We start from the raw sequence: 18701 nt of genomic DNA on the forward strand, positions 1-18701 counted from the left end.
CAGGGGGTAATTCAAATGGAGATATTGAATATGGAAAAACAAAGGGAGACCAGTAGGGGAAAATTTATTGCTGATAATAAACATAATTGGGAAGCGGACGGTGCAGGCCTCCGGGCATATCGTGAACACCTCGGCCTGTCATTGGCTTATGTGGGAAGAAAACTTCAAACTTCAGCTACACGTATCCGCAAATTTGAAAATGGAGAGCCGGTCTCTATGGCAGATCATTTATATGCGAGTTGTTCTTTGCTATATGAACATGAGGACATGAAAAAGGATCTTCAGAAATTCTTTAATAAAAATTACTTCAAATGGAGGGCGTAAATGATGGAAATGTATAAACCGACACTGGAACCTATCAGAAGATCAACACTAACCACAAATGAGGTTGCGGAGTACCTGGGGGTAAGCATTGACACCATTTTTAAATTAGTGAGGGAAAAAAGAATTGTTCATTTCCGTATAGGCCGCAGGATCCTGTTTAAAAAGGAAGCCATAGACAAATGGGTCGACGAACAGATGAAAGTAAGTGTAGAAGATGAGTATTAAAAAAGGTGAAGCTATTGCAGTAGCTACACCGACACACCGGGATTTATTAATAGCAGCACTAGCTTATGCTGAAAGGCTTCAATTCCCGGTAATCCCTATACACTCCATTATAGATGGAAAATGCACTTGTAGCAACCCAAATTGCCAAAGTCCGGGGAAACATCCCCGGGTGAGCAATTGGCAAGATAAAGCCACCACAGATAGGGAAACTATCAAAAAATGGTGGAAACAATGGAGTGACTCCAATATCGGTTTAGTTGCAGGAAGAAAAAGCGGTTTTTTCGTCGCTGATGTAGATGGAAAACAGGGCAAGGAATCATTGGAACAATTAACAGATCACTTTGGAGGATTGCCCGAAACTGTCGAACAAATAACTGGATCCAAGGGGAGCCATTTCCTCTTTAAATATCAGGAGGGAATAGGGAATAAGGTTGATTTATTGCCAGGTATTGATATTAGAGGGGATAACGGCTTTATTGTGGCCAGTCCTTCAATCCATATAAGTGGCGATAGATACGAATGGGAATTGAGTAGTCATCCGCTAGAAATAAGAATCAATGAAGCGCCAAAATGGCTGTTAGACATGGTTTTAAAGCCAAAAGGAACACATCAAAAGAAAACATCATCCTATTGGATAAACATCATGCAAGGTGTGGGAGAAGGACAAAGAAACGCTGCAGCTACTTCATTGGCTGGTCATTTGTTCCGGCGTTATGTAGATCCGGGGCTTGTGGTTGAAATTATGAAACTATGGAATAACTCCAATATACCACCATTGGAAATAGCAGAGCTGGAAACAGTTATTAATTCAATTGCAAGTAAGGAACTAGCACGAAGGCGAGGGGGTAATCATTAGTGAATGCAGTACAAGAATTAGCAGAAGAACAAAATAAAAAGGCTCCACCACAGGAATGGGATGAGCCAATCGGATTTGACGAAGATAAACTCCCTAACTTTGATTCAGGTATTTTCCCCGCTTGGATTAAGGATTATGTGGATAGTGTGGCGGAATCGACACAAACACCAAAAGATGCTGCAGGAATTGCCGCCATTTCCATATTATCTACTATACTATCGAGGAAGTTTGAAGTCAACGTAATTGGCGATTGGGTGGAAACATTAAACACCTATTCAGTTATGGCTTTGGGATCAGCAAACAGAAAATCATCTGTTTTTAAAAATTTTATTGGTCCAGTCATGGAATATGAACAGGAACAAGCTGAAACATTGAGTATTGAGGTAGCTAAGCAGCAGGATTGGCTAAGGGCAAAACAAAGACGCATCGAAAAACTAGAAAAGGATTTTGCAAAGGACAACGATAAAAAAATATTGGAAGAAATTTATTCAGTACGCGAGGAAATAGAAGCTGAAGAGATAATGTATATTCCAAGTTTTATAACGGCTGATGCTACACCGGAAAAAATAGCGGATTTAATGGCCAAGAATAATGAGAAGATAGCTGTTCTGTCTGCAGAAGGGGCAGAAGCCTTTCAAATGATGGCAGGCCGATACACGAAAGACAAGGCTTCAAATATCGATATATACCTGAAGGGTCATTCTGCCGATAATGTCTCCATTGACCGTATGGGAAGGGAATCTATTAAACTGCATAATCCGACACTAACAATTGGATTATTTGTACAGCCCTCTGTAATAAAGGATATTCCTGATACGTTTCAAGAAAGAGGATTAACGCAAAGGTTCTTGTATTCTTTCCCCAGGTCAAAGGTAGGTTATCGGGAAATTGAGCCAAAACAAGTGGATCCATTTGTTAAAGAAGTTTTTCATAACAATATGAATAAGTTACTCAGAATTGAAGCAGAAACACCTAGACAGCTTACTTTTGATGAAGAGGCCAGCAGGTATGAAGTTTATCTAAGAACTGAAATAGAAGAAATGTTAAAAGATGAAGATTTGCCCGATAGTTTTCAGGGCTGGATCGGAAAGCTGGCAGGGCAAATAATACGCATCGCTGGGCTTCTTCACGTTGCGGAGTATGTAGGCAAGGAAATACCTTCAGAAATCAATACAGACACGCTACAGAGGGCGAATGTGCTAAGGGAATACTTCATACAGCATGCAATGAAGGCGCACGGTGTGATGGGTGTAAATGAGGACGAAGAGACTGCTAAATATCTTTTAAATGTTATCCAAAGGCAGCAATCCGAAACAGTAGAATACAGAGCCATCCAAGAATTGACTAATAGAAAATTCAAAACGTCTCAGGACTTTAAAGAAACGTTGTTCCAATTGGAGGATAGAGGTTTTATCAAAATGGATAAAGTGGGCAGAAAAACGGTTTATCATGTCCATCCAAAAATAGTAAATAATGAAATGTAGGTAATGTAGGCAGATGTAGGTAAGCACTACCTACTCTACGAAACCAGTTAGGGCAAAGGTTGTAGGCTGATGTAGGTAATGTAGGTAAATTCCAAGGGGTAGGTAAAGTAGGAGATGTATATAAAGCCAAAGAGAAACTACTTACTTATTTAATAATAACATCCTTATAAAATTACCTACATTACCTACAATGCAGGTTAAAACATTGGTATATAAGGATTTCAGACGTAGGCAGCAGTTACCTACACGCTACCTACACTTACCTACACTAAAATGAGGTGCTTATATGTTAGCTGAAAAAGAGGTAATCTCATTGGACGACAAAGCCCGGCAAATTGGCCTTATTGTTGGAATAAGTGAAACTATTTATCTGTGGGTTGTAAGTCGGTTCAGTAACGCTTATATGGAGTATTACAATGGCGAATGGGTAGCGTGGCGCGAAACCTATCAGAAGGGCAGAAAACAAGCCATAGGGGTTAAATTGATTGCAAAAGGTAATACGTTTGATTATGTCCTGATGCAATTTGAAAAATACATTAAATACGTTTCCAGGAGGTGATCCGTTGAAGTATATCGAAGTGAAGCTGCCAAAGAGTACCGTATTCCTTACAAATGATGAAATACAGTGCATGTTAAGGGAGAATCCGGGTCTGTACAAAGAATCACTCAAACGAGGTAAGTATATTCTCCGAAGTAGGCAGCAGAAGCAAAGGGAAGCTAAAAAAATATTATGAAAGTGGAGGTGTGAAAGATTGAATGAAACAGCCGAAAAAGTGAAAGCAGAAGTTAAAGAGGTTGCCAGGTTGAGAGATATAAGCCCCGATTTGGCTATAACTGAAATAGTGAAATTATATGCTCCGGTTTATATCGAAAAATTAAAAAAAGGAGAATAACAAATGAGCCGGGAAGTACGTTTATTGAAACTAGAAAAAAGGATCTTGAAGAGTGAAAGTTACTATAAACTGAAAAAGTTATTTGATGAACTCTCTATGTTTACCTTGGAAGAAGAATCACCGGAAAGAGTACCGGAAATCTTTGAAGAAATCATGGCAATCAATGCCGGCTCATTGCATACAAAATGGTAATTAATATGGCACAAATTGTAATACTAAATTCTTGCAAACTGGCATTATATCAACGTTTTTGAGGGGAGGGGTCAATAGTTGAAAGATAGACGGATATATAAACCGCAGCATATTAGAACACTGATGCAGGAGCAAATAAACATCCTTAGGCGTAAAGATGAACTGGATCCAATAGATAAAGTCCGGGCGATTGCTTATCTGTCAAATGTGGCACTTACAGCTATTAAGGAAGGTGAATTTGACGAACGCTTGAAAGCTCTTGAGAAACAATTGGAGGCGGATGAATGATGACTGATAAGGAACTAGAGAAAGCACAGGACAAGGCGTACCGTATTTTTGATTTAATGGGCGTTACAGTAACAGTATTGAATGAGGATGGATCCACCACCACGCAGAAACCAAAACAAAGAAAAGATCCTGTTCATATGTCCGATATTGTGAGGGTCATTCTAGAATGAGTATTCAAACAAGATTACGCAGATTAGAAAGAATTAAGATGTCCATGCCAACAAAAATATATGTTTTCCGTGTGGGCAATCATGAAAGCTGCCATTTCGGAAGTGAGGAGGAATACTATGAGGAATTGCAAAAGCCAAAATATGAAAATGCGATAGTAATTCGAGACCTGGATCATTGGGTCTAAAAGGGGAATTTTATGCAGGATTTTATGCATTTTTACCGACATTGGAAAACATCAGAAGTGCCACAATCGTTGATGTATCAACGATGTATAAAATATGTATAAAGAACATTATTGCTAAAAATAAGAAACATTGATTTATCAAGGTTTTAGGGATGTATCTAGTTGACATAATGTATATTTTCGGAACCAAACTACGTATATTTATACATTATGTATTCAATGGATAAATACAAACTGGAAGGGATGTCGCTTTATGCTGCTTCGTTTAATTCCGGAATACAGGGAAGGAAGAAAACAATTAAATAAGCGGTATCGAAATATGAACAGGGATGATCCCGAACGCAAAATAATTGGAAGCATGCTCCGGGATATGGAATTTGCCCTTGAATGGCTGCAAACTGGCCGGATGCCTGGACAGATAAAAGGGATTGATAGAAAGAGAGTTTATGAAGTCAACGAATGGAATAGAAAGAAACTGGCATATGGCGTAAATGGCTATTGGGATGAAGATATGCAAGCCTTCATTTCCAAGCCGAATTATAAGGATCTTTTCCAGGAAGTAGAGGATAAAATTGATAAGGAATTGGAGATGAGAAAACATGCTTGATGCTTCCAATATGACCGATCACCAAAAGAAAGTATTGTATGACATCTTAATCGAATTATCATGGCGTGAAAGGAACTGCTGGCTAGCTCATACAGCGTACATGTATTCCTTTAGTGAAGTTGCCGAAGTGATGAAAATAAGCAGAAGTTCCGTTCAAACTTATATGGAAAGAGCAAGGAAGAAAATAAATAACATGAGGGGGTATATTGATGCCAGTTAGCCTTGATGTCCAAGAGCAAATCAAAAAGCTGGAATCGAGATATAACGCCCTTAGATATTCCTATAACAAGCGGAAAGTAAAAGGGTGGCCGAGGTGCGATAAGCTCCATCGTGAAATGCAGGAAATACAGTCTAAAATAATTGAATTAAAGGAGAATGGATAAATGAGCTATAAAAATATTTACAAGCAAGATAAAGAGTATCAGAACATGATAAACAGATTTAAGGAAAAGAAGGCGGAACTTGAAAAGTTGGCTAGTTTTGGCTATTACAAAAAGGATTATTTGATAGATATTAGCAAAGACATTTTCAGTGAACTTTCTAATGGAATTAGAGAACATCACCAAAAGTTAAAAAGTGAATTGTCTACAGATATTGAACGCTTATCAAACAGGAAACATAAAGACGTAGGCTATGCAGATAGACCAAATGAAGCAAAAGAATTTGAAATGAAATATAAATTAGCCCCGGATCATGAATTGAAGTACATGGTGCAAGACTTGAATACTGATGATCTCCTGGAAATCAATCTGTTACGAATGGAATTGAAAAACAGGGGCATGGATGATTTAGAAAAAAATGCCCGGCATTATGTTATTCAAAATGATATTGGCGGCATGAATGAATCAGAACGCCAAGAATACGAGAGCAAAAAACAGCAGTTTGCTACCGTAAACACGCTAGGGAGCCGAGGGGTAATTATAGATGATGAATATGCTTCCTTGAATAATATTGAATCAGAACTATTCAATATTGCAATTTCAACAGAAGAGGCGAACTAATGAAAAAATACGTTGAAATTTACGGAAAGCAGTACGAAATGGAAATAAACAAACTGAAAGTCGGTAAGTATGAAAAACTGGCCAAAAAGCATCAAAAATTGCAAAAAAAATTAATTAATACACCTACTCCAGATACTAGCACCAATAGTTTAAAAGAAAAACGTTTGGAACAAACTAAGCGATTGTCATTGGATATTTTCAATGAAACCTTAGGAGAGGGGGTTTTTGAGGAAGTATACAAGAAATCGGGGCGTTCAGTTGCAAAGGTGGCTGAAATAGCTGAGGAAGTACTCAATTATGCCAGGGGCAAGAAAAAAGGAAAATATATCGAATAAGGGGCGAATAGCAGCATGGATAAGGAAAACTTCAAAGAACATACAGTTTACATCTTCAAAGATGGCAAACTGGATGAAGTGGAACCGCCAGAAACAGGATTCGGAAAACTACATGTAAATTGGTCAAATGGTGTAATAACTCATTTTGAAGCAAGCTACACAAAAAAATAAGCTAAATGCTATCGGAACAACCGGGGCATTGTCAGAGCGCAAAAAAAAGCGTTTTGATGATGCCCCTTTTTTTATTTCAAAAATAAGAGGTGATTAAATGGCTGTTGATGGAAGTATCAGAATTTCGACGAAGATAGACCAAAAAGGCATACAGACCGGCATAAAAGACATGCAGAAAAACCTAAACGGCGTGGCAGACAAACTAAAAGGCACTGGGAAGAAAATGAGCGCTGCTGTAACGGCTCCGATCGTTGGACTTGGAACCATTGCATTTGCTGCTGCTGACCAAGTAGACAAGGCTTATAACAATATCCGAGTAGGTACAGGGGCGACTGGTGAGGTTTTAGAAGATTTAAAGGAATCGTTTGATAGTGTGTTTGTAAATGTGCCGGATAGTGCGGATGCCGTTTCTGATGCACTAGCAAACTTAAACACGTACACCGGGGCAACCGGGGAAACATTAGAAGATTTAACTAAAAACGTAATGGACGCTTCCCGGATGTTGGGCGAGGATGGAGTGGCCAATTCTCAAGCCTTTGGTAAAGCATTAGAGCAATGGCAGATGCCGGCCGAAGACGGTGTGGGCGAACTAGAAAAACTTTATAAAATGACAGAGGACTACGGGGTCGGATTAGGTGAAGTATCCGGACATTTGACGGAATACGGTTCAGTGCTCCAAAATGCTGGTTTTGAAATGGATGAAGCAGCGGAAATAATGGCCCGGATGGAATCAGAGGGTATTTCCGTTTCAAGAGTTATGCCGGGGCTGAATTCAGCCTTTAGAAATTGGGCAGAAGAGGGTAAGGATTCCAAAGAAGAACTGGATAAGGTAATTTCAAGCATGCAAAATGCAGAAACTGAAACGGAAGCCCTAGCCCTTGCAACAGAAACATTTGGCGCAGAAGGTGCGCAAAGGATGACAACAGCCATCCGAAACGAAGCGATCCCTTCCCTGGATGAATTAGGGAAAGGGTTTGAAGATACTTCCGGGATAATTCAGGACACCAACGAAGATACCAAAACAATAGGAGAAAGATTCGGAGAAATGAAGAATGAAATTGTTATGGCCTTGCAGCCTTTAGGTGAAATATTGCTCGATCTAGCAGAAAAGGCTATTGATCCACTCATGGAAGGCATACAAAAGATCGCTGAATGGTTTCAGAACCTTTCCCCGGCAATGCAAAATACAATTGTCATTGTAGGTGGATTATTAGCAGCTATTGGCCCATTGTTGCTTGTGGTAGGCGGTTTAATTTCTGCATTTACAACCGTTATGCCAGTTATTGCAGCAGTTGGTAAAGCGTTTATGCTCTTAATGAATCCTATACCAATGATAATCGCCGGTGTGATCGCCCTTGGATTACTGATTTACGACAACTGGGAATGGATTAAGGAAACGACCATCACAGTATTTACCGCAATTGGTGAATTCCTGTCTGAGTCATGGACTTGGATAAAGGAAACAGCCACAGAACTATGGACTTCTATCTCGGAATTTTTCATTGAAACCTGGACATTTATCAGAGAAACATTCACCGAAGCGCTAATAGCTATACAGGAATGGATAACTGAAAAGTGGACAGAAGCTCAAGAAACGACAACCGAAGTATTCACAGCGATAAGTGATTTCTTCACTGAAACTTGGAACAGCATAAAAGAAACCGTATCTGACATTGTAACGGGTATCGTTGATTTCTTTACCGAAAAATGGAACGATGCAAAAAAGACAACCGAAAGTATATTTAGTTGGATTGGCGATTTTTTCAGCAGAACATGGACTATGATTAAGGTGGACATTTCCAACGCAATTTCAAATATAAAGGACGGAATCACTAACGCGTGGAATACACTAAAAAGCATCACATCTACTGTTTGGAATGGAATAAAAGACACTTTAGGCGGAATATGGAACGGATTTAAAGACAGTGCTTCCGGAGCCTTCAACGCTGTAAAAGACACAATAACAGGCGTATGGGATTCTATTTCCGGGACAACAAGCAGAATATGGGATGGCATTGTAGATTCAATAAAAGGTGCAATAAATGGAGTAATAAGCGCAATAAATGGAATGTTGAACGGAATCAGCAGAATTAATATTAGACTGCCAAGAATCCCTTCATGGGTTCCTGGAATTGGAGGAAGGGGTGGCGGAACTATCGGCTTCCCTAGTATCCCTAATATCCCAAGCCTGGACGTAGGTACAAACCTTGTTACCAAAGATGGTTTAGCTATGATTCACGCAGGAGAGGCTATTGTTCCGGCGGAACATGCAGGACCATATCGTGAAGGTGGCGGCGGCACAACGAATATGACGGTTATAGCACAGCTTGACGGTGAGGAAATAGCAAGAGTAACTAAACCTTTTATTGATACGGCTATGGGCGACGACATGACGATTGAAGCCTATTTGAGGGGTAACAGGTAAAAATGCAATATACGAATATCGTGAATTGCAAGAGTAACAGAGGGCTATCCAAATTTGGGTAGTCCTCTTTTAAAAGGAATAATTTAATATTTGTTGAACTTATATAATAGATGAAAGTGAGAAGGAGGAAGTGACTTTGTCTATTGAAGATATTATTCGACAAATCATTCGGGAGGAAAACGAAAAACACCTGGAGGACATCAGGCGTTTGCTCGAATCTCACGGATACCATGAAGTTCCAAGATTCTTAACAGTACCGGAAGCTGCCAAAATATTACGTATAGGGCGTACAGCAACATATGAACTTTGTAGACAATCAGAACATAACGGATTCCCTTGTATACGCGAAGGACACAAAATCCGCATTCCGTACAACGCACTAATGAACTGGATAAATCAAAAGACAAGTCAATAGTTTTTAGGGTCACATTTTCTAAAGTGTCATCAAGGTGTCATCAAAAATAACTTATTTATAATTACTTTAAACAATAAAAAACGCCCAATCCCTTGCAGGACAGGCGTTTCAATATATGGAGCATAGCGGGCTCGAACCGCTGACCTCTTGTCTGCCAGACAAACGCTCTCCCAGCTGAGCTAATGCCCCGTTACAAATAGAAATTATATAACGAAATCGGATTTTTTTCAAGCCATTTAATATATGTGGGAAAATTTTGTTTATAGGCTGGTATTAAGATCAGGTTATTCAAATTTTCATTATTTACAGACAAGTGACTTTGCGGTATATTATAGGGAATGAGCTTTCCGAAAAATTTATTAGGATAAAAGGGAGTTAAACATGAGTACTAAAGATTTGGAAAAAGATAGATACCTGAACAAAGTAGCAAACAGGGAAGCATTAATCGGAGTGGGAATTGCCATCTTTAACTTCATTTGGTGGTATGCATTTGCATATGGTTTGGGGAGCAAGGACCCATCAGAATATACTTATGTATTTGGATTGCCAGCCTGGTTTTTTTACAGCTGTGTACTCGGGTTTATTGTAATTTCCATCGTGGTTATTTTCGTGGTGAAACAGTTTTTTGTTGAAATCCCGTTTGAAGAGGAGAAAGAAAACGAATGAATTGGCAAGCAATTTTTCCATTAGTTATTATATTAATTATTATTTTTGGAGTAGGAATCTGGGCAAGCAGATATGTCAGAGGGTCATCATCATTTATGCAAGATTATTTTCTGGGAGGCCGGAGCATGGGCGGCTTTCTGCTGGCAATGACGATGACTGCTACTTATGGAAGTGCAAGCAGTTTTATTGGAGGGCCGGGAACAGCCTATACAGAAGGGCTGGGCTGGGTGCTTTTAGCGATGACCCAAGTTGTGACAGGTTATTTTGTGCTGATGATATTGGGGAAAAAATTTGCTGTCGTAACAAGAAGATATAAGGCTGTAACCATGGTGGACTTTTTAAAAAGCAGATACCGGTCCAAATGGGTGGTTCTGTTTTCGGCTTTAAGCATTATAATATTTTTATTTTCTGCAATGGCTGCACAGTGGATTGGCGGTGCCCGTTTGCTGGAATCATTAATAGGGATTGATTATACAACCGCACTAGTTATATTTGCATTATCCGTACTTATTTACGTTACAATTGGCGGATTTCGGGCAGTGGCTTTAACAGACGCTGTTCAAGGAAGTATTATGTTTCTCGGTACGCTGGTACTGCTGATAGCCGTAATTATCGCCGGCGGTGGCATTCCTTTTATTATTTCCGATTTACATACAGAAAACCCAAATCTGATTACACCCTATGGCGCAGAAGGAACATTGAGCCCGGCGTTCGTATCCTCCTTTTGGATTCTGGTCGGTGTCGGTGTGGTGGCATTGCCGCAGATTACAGTTCGGGCGATGGCGTACAGGGATTCACGTTCCATGCATCGTGCTATTATTATAGGAACCATTGTAGTCGGCTTTATCATGCTGAATATGCATCTGATAGGTGTGTTTGCAAGACCAATTTTGCCGGGAATAGAAATCGGGGATCAGGTTATGCCGCTTATCGCATTAGAGGTGATGCCCGCCTGGCTTGCTGGTGTGGTATTAGCGGCACCGATGGCAGCAATTATGTCAACTGTCGATTCATTATTATTGCTCGTGAGTTCCACTATCGTAAAGGATGTTTATTTGAATTATGTGAGACCGGATGCTCCGCACAATAGGGTAAAGTGGCTAAGCATCAGTATTACTGCGGTTTTAGGGGTAATCGTATTTTTCATGGCTTTAAATCCGCCTGATTTAATCATCTGGCTTAACCTATTTGCCTTTGGCGGCTTGGAAGCTGCGTTTATTTGGCCTATTATTCTCGGACTCTATTGGAGTAAAGGAAATAAATACGGAGCACTTGCATCAATGATTACGGGGGTAGGATTGTATATCTTATCTGATTCCTTCTTCCCGCAGCCGCTTGGTTTGCATTCTGTTGTATTGCCGGTAATATTATCCTTTTTTGCTTATGTTTTTGTGAGCTTGGCAACACAGAAGAAGGCTGCAGGAATATAGTAATGTCCACGGAAAAGGGCTATCCTCCATCAGCCGCTACCGGCTTAAGGGAGGGCAGCCCTTTCTGATTTTAAAGTTTGACATCCTTCCCGGCAAACTCGACAAAATAATCCAATGCTTTTTCATTGCTCAGTGATCCCTTATTCACTACCTGCTCTACAGGTTTGCCCATAAGAATTTTCTTTACCGGGATCTCCAGTTTTTTTCCGTTTAAAGTTTTTGGCAGATCTTCCACTTCATAGACTCCAGTTGGCACATGTCTCGGTGAGCATTGAGTCCGAATTTGCCTTTTTATGGCCTGCTTAATATCTTCGGTTAATTCATACCCTTCCTTCATCTGTACAAAGAGCGGTGTTTCTGAATCATTTCCTTTTGGTATGTCGACAATTAAACTGTCGGCCACTGCCTTGACCTGATCCACTGCACGGTAGATCTCGCTTGTGCCGATCCGGATACCGGCGCGATTTATGGTTGCATCAGATCGGCCGTAAATGACACATGTATGTCTATCGGTAACTTTTAAATAGTCGCCGTGACACCATATCCCTGGAAAAACATCAAAATAGCTTTCGTAAAGCCGGCTTCCGTCCGGATCACCCCAGAAATAAATCGGCATCGATGGAAATGGCTTGGTCAGTACGAGTTCCCCGACTTCCTCAATCTGCGGATTCCCATCATCACTGAAGCTTTCAATTTTTGCACCTAGGGCGCGGCACTGCAGCTCTCCGGCATACACAGGCAAAATCGGCGTTCCGGAAATGAAAGCTGTACATACGTCAGTGCCTCCGCTTGCTGAGGCAATCCATACATCTTGTTTCACATTTTCATAGCACCAGTTAAAACCCTCCGGCGGCAATGGAGAGCCGGTGGAGCCAATGCTTTTCAGATGACTTAGATCATATTCTTCCCCGGGCTGCAGGTTTTCATCCTTCATGCAGCCTGTAATATAACTGGCACTGGTACCGAATACGGTCATTTTTGTGTCTTCTGCAAATTTCCATAGCATATTTTTATCCGGATAAGCGGGGTTGCCGTCATATAAAATAACGGTGCTCCCGGTCAGCAATCCGCTGACAAGGAAATTCCACATCATCCATCCTGTTGTGGTAAACCAGAAGAAACGATCATTTTCATCCAAATCTGAATGGAATGTCAGCGCTTTTAAATGTTCAAGTAAAATACCACCCTGGCTTTGTACGATGGGCTTTGGTTTTCCGGTAGTTCCGGAAGAAAAAAGCACCCAAAGCGGATCATTAAAAGGAACAGGCTCGTAAGTCAGGGTCTGTGACCCTTTTGTCTGGACAGCATCCTGCCATATAATCGGATTTTTCAGCGCTGAAAAATCTGCATCTTGATTTAAATATGGAACAGCAATAGTGGCTTCCAATGTTGGAAGTTCAGCCTGGATTTCTTTTACAGTTTCCATCCGTTCAAAATTTTTGCCGCCGTAAAGATATCCATCTACTGTGACCATTACCTTTGGCTCAATTTGTTTAAACCGGTCAATCACACTTTGTGTTCCGAAATCAGGTGATGCACTGGACCAGATGGCTCCCAGACTTGCGCTGGCCAGGAACACAATGATAGTTTCATAGATATTTGGTGCATAGGCAACAATTCGATCCCCTTTTTGGACACCGAGGTTTTTAAGTGTTTTCTGCATTGCAGCGGTTTGTTTATATAATTCATTCCAGGTGATTTCGGACGTTTCGCGTATTTCGGAAGCATGAATAATCGCGGGTTTATCTGTTTTTCTATTTCTGAAAATATGCTCGGTGTAATTAATTTCAGCTCCGTCAAACCATTTGGCCCCAGGCATTTTATGGGTGGATAACACAGATGTATAAGTTTTTGTTGATTGAATATCAAAATACTCCCATTGGGATTCCCAAAAGGCTTCAAGTTCATTTACGGACCACTTCCAAAGGGAGTGATAATCATAGAATTGCAGGTTTTTATTATTGTTTAGCCATTCCATATATGCCTGTATATTGGTTTTCTGTTTCCATTTTTCATCAGGCTCCCACAGCAGCGTACCTTCTTTAATTTGACTCATTCCACTCCTCCTGACAACTTAATAAGTTATTATCATTATATGAAATCGCTTACCATGTGTAAAGGATCGATAAAATACCCACTTTTATAAAGTCTTTTTAATTCTATAGCAGGAAAATTTATAAACAAGCGGAAGTAAAATTGTCCATATTATAAATGTACCAACTGCTGCATTGAAAATATCGTTACAATGGATGGGATCCCGAAATATATAACTAAAAATACCAGTTCACAAAACAACGATGAATATGGCATTGAATGCATTTCTTGAACCAAGTATTACCTGCTCTCCCATATAGTTGTTTTAAGTTACTAATTTCTCTTTCGAAACTGAATCATCAGATTACCTGGGACCCCTATTTTTGATTTTCCAGATGCTTGTTCAGCGTGGATTCCAGCTTTTTAAAGTAAAGGTACCATCCTAAAGCGTTTAATGCATAAAGCAGGATAAAAGCGAGCGTGCTCCATATTACTGCTGACATATTAAGCGGTATCCATCCGACAGTTCCTGCGATTAGAAGCCAGGCAGTATAAGTCATAAAAAAGTGGATCACTGACTTTCTTATGATATTGCTGTCATCGTCTCCAAAAATTAAAGAGGATATGCCAAAATATATGCCTAAGATTAAACTTGCTCCCATATGCACCCATATTTCCGGGATGGTAGCTTCAAATGCATTGACTTTCATAATGGTAAGGGCAATAAATGTAAATATACCTCCAAAAGCAATCCCCATCATACTGCGTCTTAAAACTTCAAGTATCATTTTACTGCCCTCCCTTCATCAATCTTTCTTTAATAGCACTTACATATTTTCGGGTAATATATTCCTTGTTGCCGGATTGAAAATAAACACATAGATTTCCGTTAAAAGATGCTTCAAATTTGTCAATACGATGAATATTGCCGATTACAGACTTGGAGAAGCGCATAAAGTCATGGGGAAGCAGGAAATCCTCCACTTGGTACAGCTTCATTTTCACTTCAAAATGCCGGTTTTTTACTACTGCAAATATTTTTCTTTTTTCGGCATGAATAAAATCGATTTCCCTGGGATCCAGAAGTACGGTTTGATCTTTATCAATGCCAAATAAGCGCTGCTGTTTTTCCTTCTTAATAATTTTCACAATTTCCTCCAGCTCCTGCGTCCATTCCTTTGTCTGGATCGTTATCTTTGTCTCTTCATGACTATCATCAATATCGATGTTTACTTTCATCCTTATCCCCCTAGTGCACTTCACACATTCTGCTAGCCGACAGATTTTCTCAGAAAAGATGGATAGCGGATCATGGCAGTAATAATTGCGGCTAAACCAACTGCAAATAATATAGCCAGCGTTTTTATCAGTTCCGTCAACTCAGTAGTTCCCGCCATGGCATCCTGGAAGGACTGGTGTGCCCAATACTGCGGCAGAAAACGGCCGATCGTCTGCATAAAGTCCGGCATCATTTCAAATGGTACCCATAAGCCGCCCAGCATTGCACCGCCCAACGCAATAATTTGTGTGATGGCAATTCCCATATTTTCCGTATTTACCGTAAGCGACATGGCGAGCCCGATAGCAGTAACTGTAAATGTGATGAATAAAGATAAAATCAGCAGTGTAATCGGTTCTCCCAATGGCACATCATATACAAGTCTTCCAAATAAAAATAACACAATAATCTGAATAAGTACAATGCACATAAAGGGAAGCCACTTTCCAAGCAAATAATGAAAGCTTGACAGTGGAGTGCTGGCCAGTCTTGACGTTGTGCCTTTGTCCCTGTCTTTTATAAACACCTGGACCATCGAAATCATAATAAAAAATACAAACATAACAACGTAACCGGGTATGATCGACAAAATGACTTCCTGTCTCATTGCTGCATCAGTATTCGCTGTAAAAATGGCTATAAAGATGATTGTAAATAAAATAGGAAGGCCCAGCATCCAAAAAAACAGTCCTTTGTCCTGTGCATGTTTTTTTAATTCCACTTTAAAAATCGCTATCATCTGGTACACCTCCTTAGTCTCTCAGATTACTTCCGGTTAACTTGAAAAATACATCTTCCAGCCGCGGCCGGACAAGTTCCAGTCGTTCTACGTCAACACTATTTTCCTGACAATAAGCTATTATTTTCCCCATTGCTGCAAGTGGTTCCTTTGTATAAAGTAGAAATCCATCTTTTTTTGCTGAAACAGTGCCATATTGTTCGAGTTTATCCTGAGAAATGTTTCCTTTTATATATATGGATGGAACTGCATATTGCTGTAGCAATTTACCGACAGCGCCATTCTCTACGATTTGTCCTCTGTCAAGAAAAGCAACATAGTCACATAGCTTTTCAACTTCTTCCATATAATGACTGGCATAGATGATGGTACAGCCGGCAGATTTCAATTCTTCAATCATTTGAAAAATATATTTTCGCGACTGAGGATCAATGCCGACTGTCGGCTCATCCATGATGATGAGATCCGGATTATGCATAATTGCACACCCAATGTTCAGCCTCCGTTTCATACCTCCCGAAAAAGTGATAACTTTATCCTTGCCCCGATCGCGGAGCCCAATTAGCTCCAGCACTTCCCGGGTGCGCAGCTCCAGCTGACTTCCTTTTAAACCGTAAATCCTGCCAAACAGATTTAAATTTCCAATCGCATTAATTTCTTCTTCCAGAATGATATCCTGGGGGACATAACCTAATTTGTTTTTTAGTGTGCTGTTAAGTTTTTTTTCATTAAATTGAATGCTTCCTTTGTAATCACGAATAATGGTTGCAATCATTTTGATTAAGGTGGATTTTCCTGCTCCATTTGGACCCACCAGGCCATAACAGACGCCTTCCGGGATACTAATGGAAACATCTTTTACAGCCTCTATGCTGTCATAATGCTTTGTGACGTTACGGATGGTAAGCAAATTTACCAGCTCCTTCTGGTTTTCTTTTATTATGGCAGAGGGACAGGCAATTGAAATGAAAAGTGGAATAACATGCACAGTACCATGTTTGAAATGCTGAAAATGCTGTATAAAAAAACACCACCTCAGAAAAGGTGATGTCATCCTTACTTTTGCTTGTACGCAGCAAATTTAATAAATGTGGCTTCATCTTCTATCAGGCCGCAGGAAGCGCATTGTACTTTATACTGCGGCCCATGATATGCTGTGTGGAAAATTTCCAGATTTTCATCTGTATATTCCTGAAGCAATTCGCCGGTCCCAGGGTCCAGTTTAACCGGTTTGGCAACCTGTTCGATTAAATTGAACCTGGATCTGTTTGTTTTGCAATTTGGACATAAGTAGGCTTGAGTCATATAAACACCTCCACCAGATTGTATTAGTCTTATGTTGGTGTTTATGGAGAAATAATATTCAGCAGATTTACATAAACAATATGCAGGAGGACAAATCCTCCGGGAAGTGGAATGAAAAATGATCAAGCCTGTTGTGCTTGACCATTGTTATGAAAACATATTTTTGATTTTGGCCAGAAAGGAGTTTGTTTCGGAACTTTCTTCTTCTTTTACTTCTTCTATAAAAATCTCTTCTTTGTCAATAGCGTAATCGTAAGTTAGTACAGCCCCGATATCTGTATCACTGTTCTCATTTGTTATAGAAGTATATGGAATATTATATTTATCGGCCAGGGCTTTTTCCTCCTTTAGAAAACGGGAAGAAACATGTCCATTAATTAGTAATTTTGCATCCTGATGTTTCTTCATCGCCTCCTCCAGTTGTTTCAGGCCGTTATCCGTCATTACCTGTCCGATGGTAAGCGCAATGACAATTCGCTCCCGCAGTGTACCAAGAAACATTTTTCTTTCTGCTTCCTTAGGCCTCCGTTTGCCATATAATCCTTCTGTAATATAATCATCTACTGATTTTTTACTCATTGTTATGCCTCGCTTTTTATTATGATTGGCAATCAAGCCTTATTCCTGAGTGATTTCTTTAGATCTTTCGCACTGGAAATGAAGGCTGTAATAATTAGGGATAAAGCAGCACCGATGAAAATCGCGAAACCGTAAAGACCTATCCCCATACCTTCCCATTCCCCAATAACAAATGAGATAAAAATAAGGGCAATACTAATCAATACAACAATCATTGGAAGGATATAACGCATTGGCGATCTTTTTCTTGAAAAAAACCAGTTGAAGCCAAGCAGGACAATAGCTGTAATGATAGATACAATGATAAATGGAAGCATTAGCGGCCACCCCTTTTCCCTGAAATCGTTAAAGACTATCATACTGTACTATATTTTCCGGTAATCTCCGTTAATTCATCAAACGTATCCTTTTTATCTGCGACATTAACTGTAAAGTAAGCTCTTCCGATTTGCCGGTCATTTCAAAGTCATATCCATTATAAATAAAAACTGTATTAAAGACAAAAAAGGAGCCCATGAATGGTCAGGAGGTGAAGCAGCTTGTTGGAAGTTGGTTTCATATGCCAATAAATTATGTGGCTTTATCCCATTTGTTTCACGGACTAAATTTTTCAATTGCAGCGCCCTCCACATATGTTAATATCTCATCTGTCCACAACTTCTTTTATCGTGTTTTGATATTTCTTTGTATTTCTTTCAAGAAATTTCAAGAGACCTGCACTTATTCTCTCAGGTGACTCCGCCTTTTCTTTCTTACTCATTTTAATTTTGCTGCCTGGTGCCCATTTCCTCATTCCATAGGATATTCCGTCTCCTTTTAATATTACATATATAATTTTTGCGGGAGGGTAAATGGAACAAGTATAATGGGAATAATATTGGCAAGGAGGGAGTCATATGGAGTTTTTATTAACCATTATTGTGTACATCATTCCATTTATTATTTTGTATCTAGTCATTGCAGCCGGAGTTAGAAGGGGAATTGACGGTTCTGATACAGGCAGGGCATTGAGACAAAAGTTATTGGAAGAGGAAGAGAAGAGAAAATCGAATAAAAATAAATAGCCTGTATAAAAGGCGGTATGTACTGAATGTAACT

31 protein-coding genes and 1 tRNA gene are annotated in these 18701 nt (G+C 39.8%); 22 read left to right on the forward strand and 10 right to left on the reverse strand.

Annotation, left to right across the window (positions count from 1 at the left end; all coding sequences use genetic code 11):
* Positions 1-15: 15 nt before the first annotated feature.
* From GHD25_RS00880 to GHD25_RS00970, 19 genes are all read left to right on the forward strand, one after another.
* Positions 16-324: a helix-turn-helix domain-containing protein gene (locus GHD25_RS00880; RefSeq protein WP_164214453.1), complete on the forward strand. Its 309-nt coding sequence runs from the start codon at positions 16-18 to the stop codon at positions 322-324.
* Positions 325-549 (forward strand): helix-turn-helix domain-containing protein, encoded by a 225-nt coding sequence (locus GHD25_RS00885; protein WP_346426760.1) that lies wholly within the window; start codon positions 325-327, stop codon positions 547-549. It begins immediately after the preceding gene.
* On the forward strand, positions 539-1405 hold the full coding sequence (locus GHD25_RS00890) for a bifunctional DNA primase/polymerase (RefSeq protein WP_164214454.1): 867 nt from the start codon (positions 539-541) through the stop codon (positions 1403-1405). Before GHD25_RS00885 ends, GHD25_RS00890 begins: the two co-directional genes overlap by 11 nt.
* On the forward strand, positions 1405-2889 hold the full coding sequence (locus tag GHD25_RS00895; RefSeq protein ID WP_164214455.1) for a YfjI family protein: 1485 nt from the start codon (positions 1405-1407) through the stop codon (positions 2887-2889). The genes GHD25_RS00890 and GHD25_RS00895 overlap by 1 nt, the downstream gene beginning before the upstream one ends.
* A gap of 286 nt (positions 2890-3175) precedes the next feature.
* Positions 3176-3448 carry a hypothetical protein gene (locus GHD25_RS00900; RefSeq protein ID WP_164214456.1) on the forward strand — a complete coding sequence of 91 codons (273 nt, stop codon included), beginning with the start codon at positions 3176-3178 and terminating at the stop codon, positions 3446-3448.
* Positions 3449-3452: 4 nt separating this feature from the next.
* The gene (locus GHD25_RS00905; protein ID WP_164214457.1) at positions 3453-3623 is read left to right on the forward strand and encodes a hypothetical protein; all 171 of its coding nucleotides are present in this window, start codon (positions 3453-3455) and stop codon (positions 3621-3623) included.
* An 18-nt stretch (positions 3624-3641) separates the two neighbouring features.
* The gene (locus GHD25_RS00910; protein WP_164214458.1) at positions 3642-3782 is read left to right on the forward strand and encodes a hypothetical protein; all 141 of its coding nucleotides are present in this window, start codon (positions 3642-3644) and stop codon (positions 3780-3782) included.
* Between the two features lie 3 nt (positions 3783-3785).
* The gene (locus GHD25_RS00915; protein WP_164214459.1) at positions 3786-3974 is read left to right on the forward strand and encodes a hypothetical protein; all 189 of its coding nucleotides are present in this window, start codon (positions 3786-3788) and stop codon (positions 3972-3974) included.
* 78 nt (positions 3975-4052) lie between these two features.
* Positions 4053-4262, forward strand: coding sequence for a hypothetical protein (locus GHD25_RS00920; protein ID WP_164214460.1), 210 nt, complete (start codon positions 4053-4055; stop codon positions 4260-4262).
* Positions 4259-4432 (forward strand): hypothetical protein, encoded by a 174-nt coding sequence (locus GHD25_RS00925; RefSeq protein ID WP_164214461.1) that lies wholly within the window; start codon positions 4259-4261, stop codon positions 4430-4432. The genes GHD25_RS00920 and GHD25_RS00925 overlap by 4 nt, the downstream gene beginning before the upstream one ends.
* Positions 4429-4617, forward strand: coding sequence for a hypothetical protein (locus tag GHD25_RS00930; RefSeq protein WP_164214462.1), 189 nt, complete (start codon positions 4429-4431; stop codon positions 4615-4617). Before GHD25_RS00925 ends, GHD25_RS00930 begins: the two co-directional genes overlap by 4 nt.
* A gap of 253 nt (positions 4618-4870) precedes the next feature.
* The gene (locus GHD25_RS00935; RefSeq protein ID WP_164214463.1) at positions 4871-5224 is read left to right on the forward strand and encodes a hypothetical protein; all 354 of its coding nucleotides are present in this window, start codon (positions 4871-4873) and stop codon (positions 5222-5224) included.
* Positions 5217-5444, forward strand: a complete 228-nt coding sequence (locus GHD25_RS00940) for a sigma factor-like helix-turn-helix DNA-binding protein (RefSeq protein WP_164214464.1) — start codon at positions 5217-5219, stop codon at positions 5442-5444. Before GHD25_RS00935 ends, GHD25_RS00940 begins: the two co-directional genes overlap by 8 nt.
* Positions 5434-5607, forward strand: coding sequence for a hypothetical protein (locus GHD25_RS00945; RefSeq protein ID WP_164214465.1), 174 nt, complete (start codon positions 5434-5436; stop codon positions 5605-5607). Before GHD25_RS00940 ends, GHD25_RS00945 begins: the two co-directional genes overlap by 11 nt.
* Positions 5608-6225 (forward strand): hypothetical protein, encoded by a 618-nt coding sequence (locus GHD25_RS00950; protein ID WP_164214466.1) that lies wholly within the window; start codon positions 5608-5610, stop codon positions 6223-6225.
* Positions 6225-6560 (forward strand): hypothetical protein, encoded by a 336-nt coding sequence (locus GHD25_RS00955; protein ID WP_164214467.1) that lies wholly within the window; start codon positions 6225-6227, stop codon positions 6558-6560. Before GHD25_RS00950 ends, GHD25_RS00955 begins: the two co-directional genes overlap by 1 nt.
* Before the next feature lie 15 nt (positions 6561-6575).
* Positions 6576-6731 carry a DUF3954 domain-containing protein gene (locus tag GHD25_RS00960; protein ID WP_164214468.1) on the forward strand — a complete coding sequence of 52 codons (156 nt, stop codon included), beginning with the start codon at positions 6576-6578 and terminating at the stop codon, positions 6729-6731.
* A 97-nt stretch (positions 6732-6828) separates the two neighbouring features.
* On the forward strand, positions 6829-9156 hold the full coding sequence (locus GHD25_RS00965) for a phage tail tape measure protein (RefSeq protein ID WP_164214469.1): 2328 nt from the start codon (positions 6829-6831) through the stop codon (positions 9154-9156).
* Between the two features lie 136 nt (positions 9157-9292).
* Positions 9293-9571 carry a helix-turn-helix domain-containing protein gene (locus tag GHD25_RS00970; RefSeq protein WP_164214470.1) on the forward strand — a complete coding sequence of 93 codons (279 nt, stop codon included), beginning with the start codon at positions 9293-9295 and terminating at the stop codon, positions 9569-9571.
* A 116-nt stretch (positions 9572-9687) separates the two neighbouring features.
* Here GHD25_RS00970 and GHD25_RS00975 read toward each other — a convergent pair.
* Positions 9688-9760 (reverse strand) — tRNA-Ala (locus GHD25_RS00975).
* A gap of 192 nt (positions 9761-9952) precedes the next feature.
* On the opposite strand from GHD25_RS00975, the gene GHD25_RS00980 reads away from it, so the two are divergent.
* Both GHD25_RS00980 and panF read left to right on the forward strand, forming a co-directional pair.
* On the forward strand, positions 9953-10237 hold the full coding sequence (locus GHD25_RS00980) for a YhdT family protein (RefSeq protein WP_164214471.1): 285 nt from the start codon (positions 9953-9955) through the stop codon (positions 10235-10237).
* Positions 10234-11667, forward strand: coding sequence for a sodium/pantothenate symporter (panF, locus tag GHD25_RS00985; RefSeq protein WP_164214472.1), 1434 nt, complete (start codon positions 10234-10236; stop codon positions 11665-11667). The genes GHD25_RS00980 and panF overlap by 4 nt, the downstream gene beginning before the upstream one ends.
* 70 nt (positions 11668-11737) lie before the next feature.
* Here the strand turns inward: panF and GHD25_RS00990 are convergent, their stop codons facing one another.
* From GHD25_RS00990 to GHD25_RS01030, 9 genes are all read right to left on the reverse strand, one after another.
* Entirely contained in the window at positions 11738-13723 is a 1986-nt protein-coding gene (locus GHD25_RS00990; protein ID WP_164214473.1) for an acetoacetate--CoA ligase, read from the reverse strand.
* Positions 13724-14078: 355 nt separating this feature from the next.
* Positions 14079-14489 carry a DUF3021 domain-containing protein gene (locus tag GHD25_RS00995; RefSeq protein WP_164214474.1) on the reverse strand — a complete coding sequence of 137 codons (411 nt, stop codon included), beginning with the start codon at positions 14487-14489 and terminating at the stop codon, positions 14079-14081.
* A 1-nt stretch (position 14490) separates the two neighbouring features.
* The gene (locus GHD25_RS01000) at positions 14491-14940 is read right to left on the reverse strand and encodes a LytTR family DNA-binding domain-containing protein (RefSeq protein ID WP_164214475.1); all 450 of its coding nucleotides are present in this window, start codon (positions 14938-14940) and stop codon (positions 14491-14493) included.
* 32 nt (positions 14941-14972) lie between these two features.
* Entirely contained in the window at positions 14973-15719 is a 747-nt protein-coding gene (locus GHD25_RS01005; protein ID WP_164214476.1) for an ABC transporter permease, read from the reverse strand.
* A 13-nt stretch (positions 15720-15732) separates the two neighbouring features.
* Positions 15733-16629 (reverse strand): ABC transporter ATP-binding protein, encoded by an 897-nt coding sequence (locus tag GHD25_RS01010; protein WP_164214477.1) that lies wholly within the window; start codon positions 16627-16629, stop codon positions 15733-15735.
* 146 nt (positions 16630-16775) lie between these two features.
* On the reverse strand, positions 16776-17024 hold the full coding sequence (locus tag GHD25_RS01015) for a DNA alkylation repair protein (RefSeq protein WP_164214478.1): 249 nt from the start codon (positions 17022-17024) through the stop codon (positions 16776-16778).
* Between the two features lie 147 nt (positions 17025-17171).
* Entirely contained in the window at positions 17172-17603 is a 432-nt protein-coding gene (locus tag GHD25_RS01020) for a YueI family protein (RefSeq protein ID WP_164214479.1), read from the reverse strand.
* 32 nt (positions 17604-17635) lie between these two features.
* Positions 17636-17920 (reverse strand): YesK family protein, encoded by a 285-nt coding sequence (locus tag GHD25_RS01025; protein ID WP_164214480.1) that lies wholly within the window; start codon positions 17918-17920, stop codon positions 17636-17638.
* A gap of 138 nt (positions 17921-18058) precedes the next feature.
* Entirely contained in the window at positions 18059-18217 is a 159-nt protein-coding gene (locus GHD25_RS01030; RefSeq protein WP_164214481.1) for a hypothetical protein, read from the reverse strand.
* A 282-nt stretch (positions 18218-18499) separates the two neighbouring features.
* Between GHD25_RS01030 and GHD25_RS01035 the strand changes: the two genes are divergently transcribed.
* On the forward strand, positions 18500-18667 hold the full coding sequence (locus GHD25_RS01035; RefSeq protein WP_164214482.1) for a hypothetical protein: 168 nt from the start codon (positions 18500-18502) through the stop codon (positions 18665-18667).
* Positions 18668-18701 lie beyond the last annotated feature (34 nt).

This window comes from Virgibacillus aidingensis, assembly GCF_010994035.1.
GTDB lineage: Bacteria > Bacillota > Bacilli > Bacillales > Amphibacillaceae > Virgibacillus_N.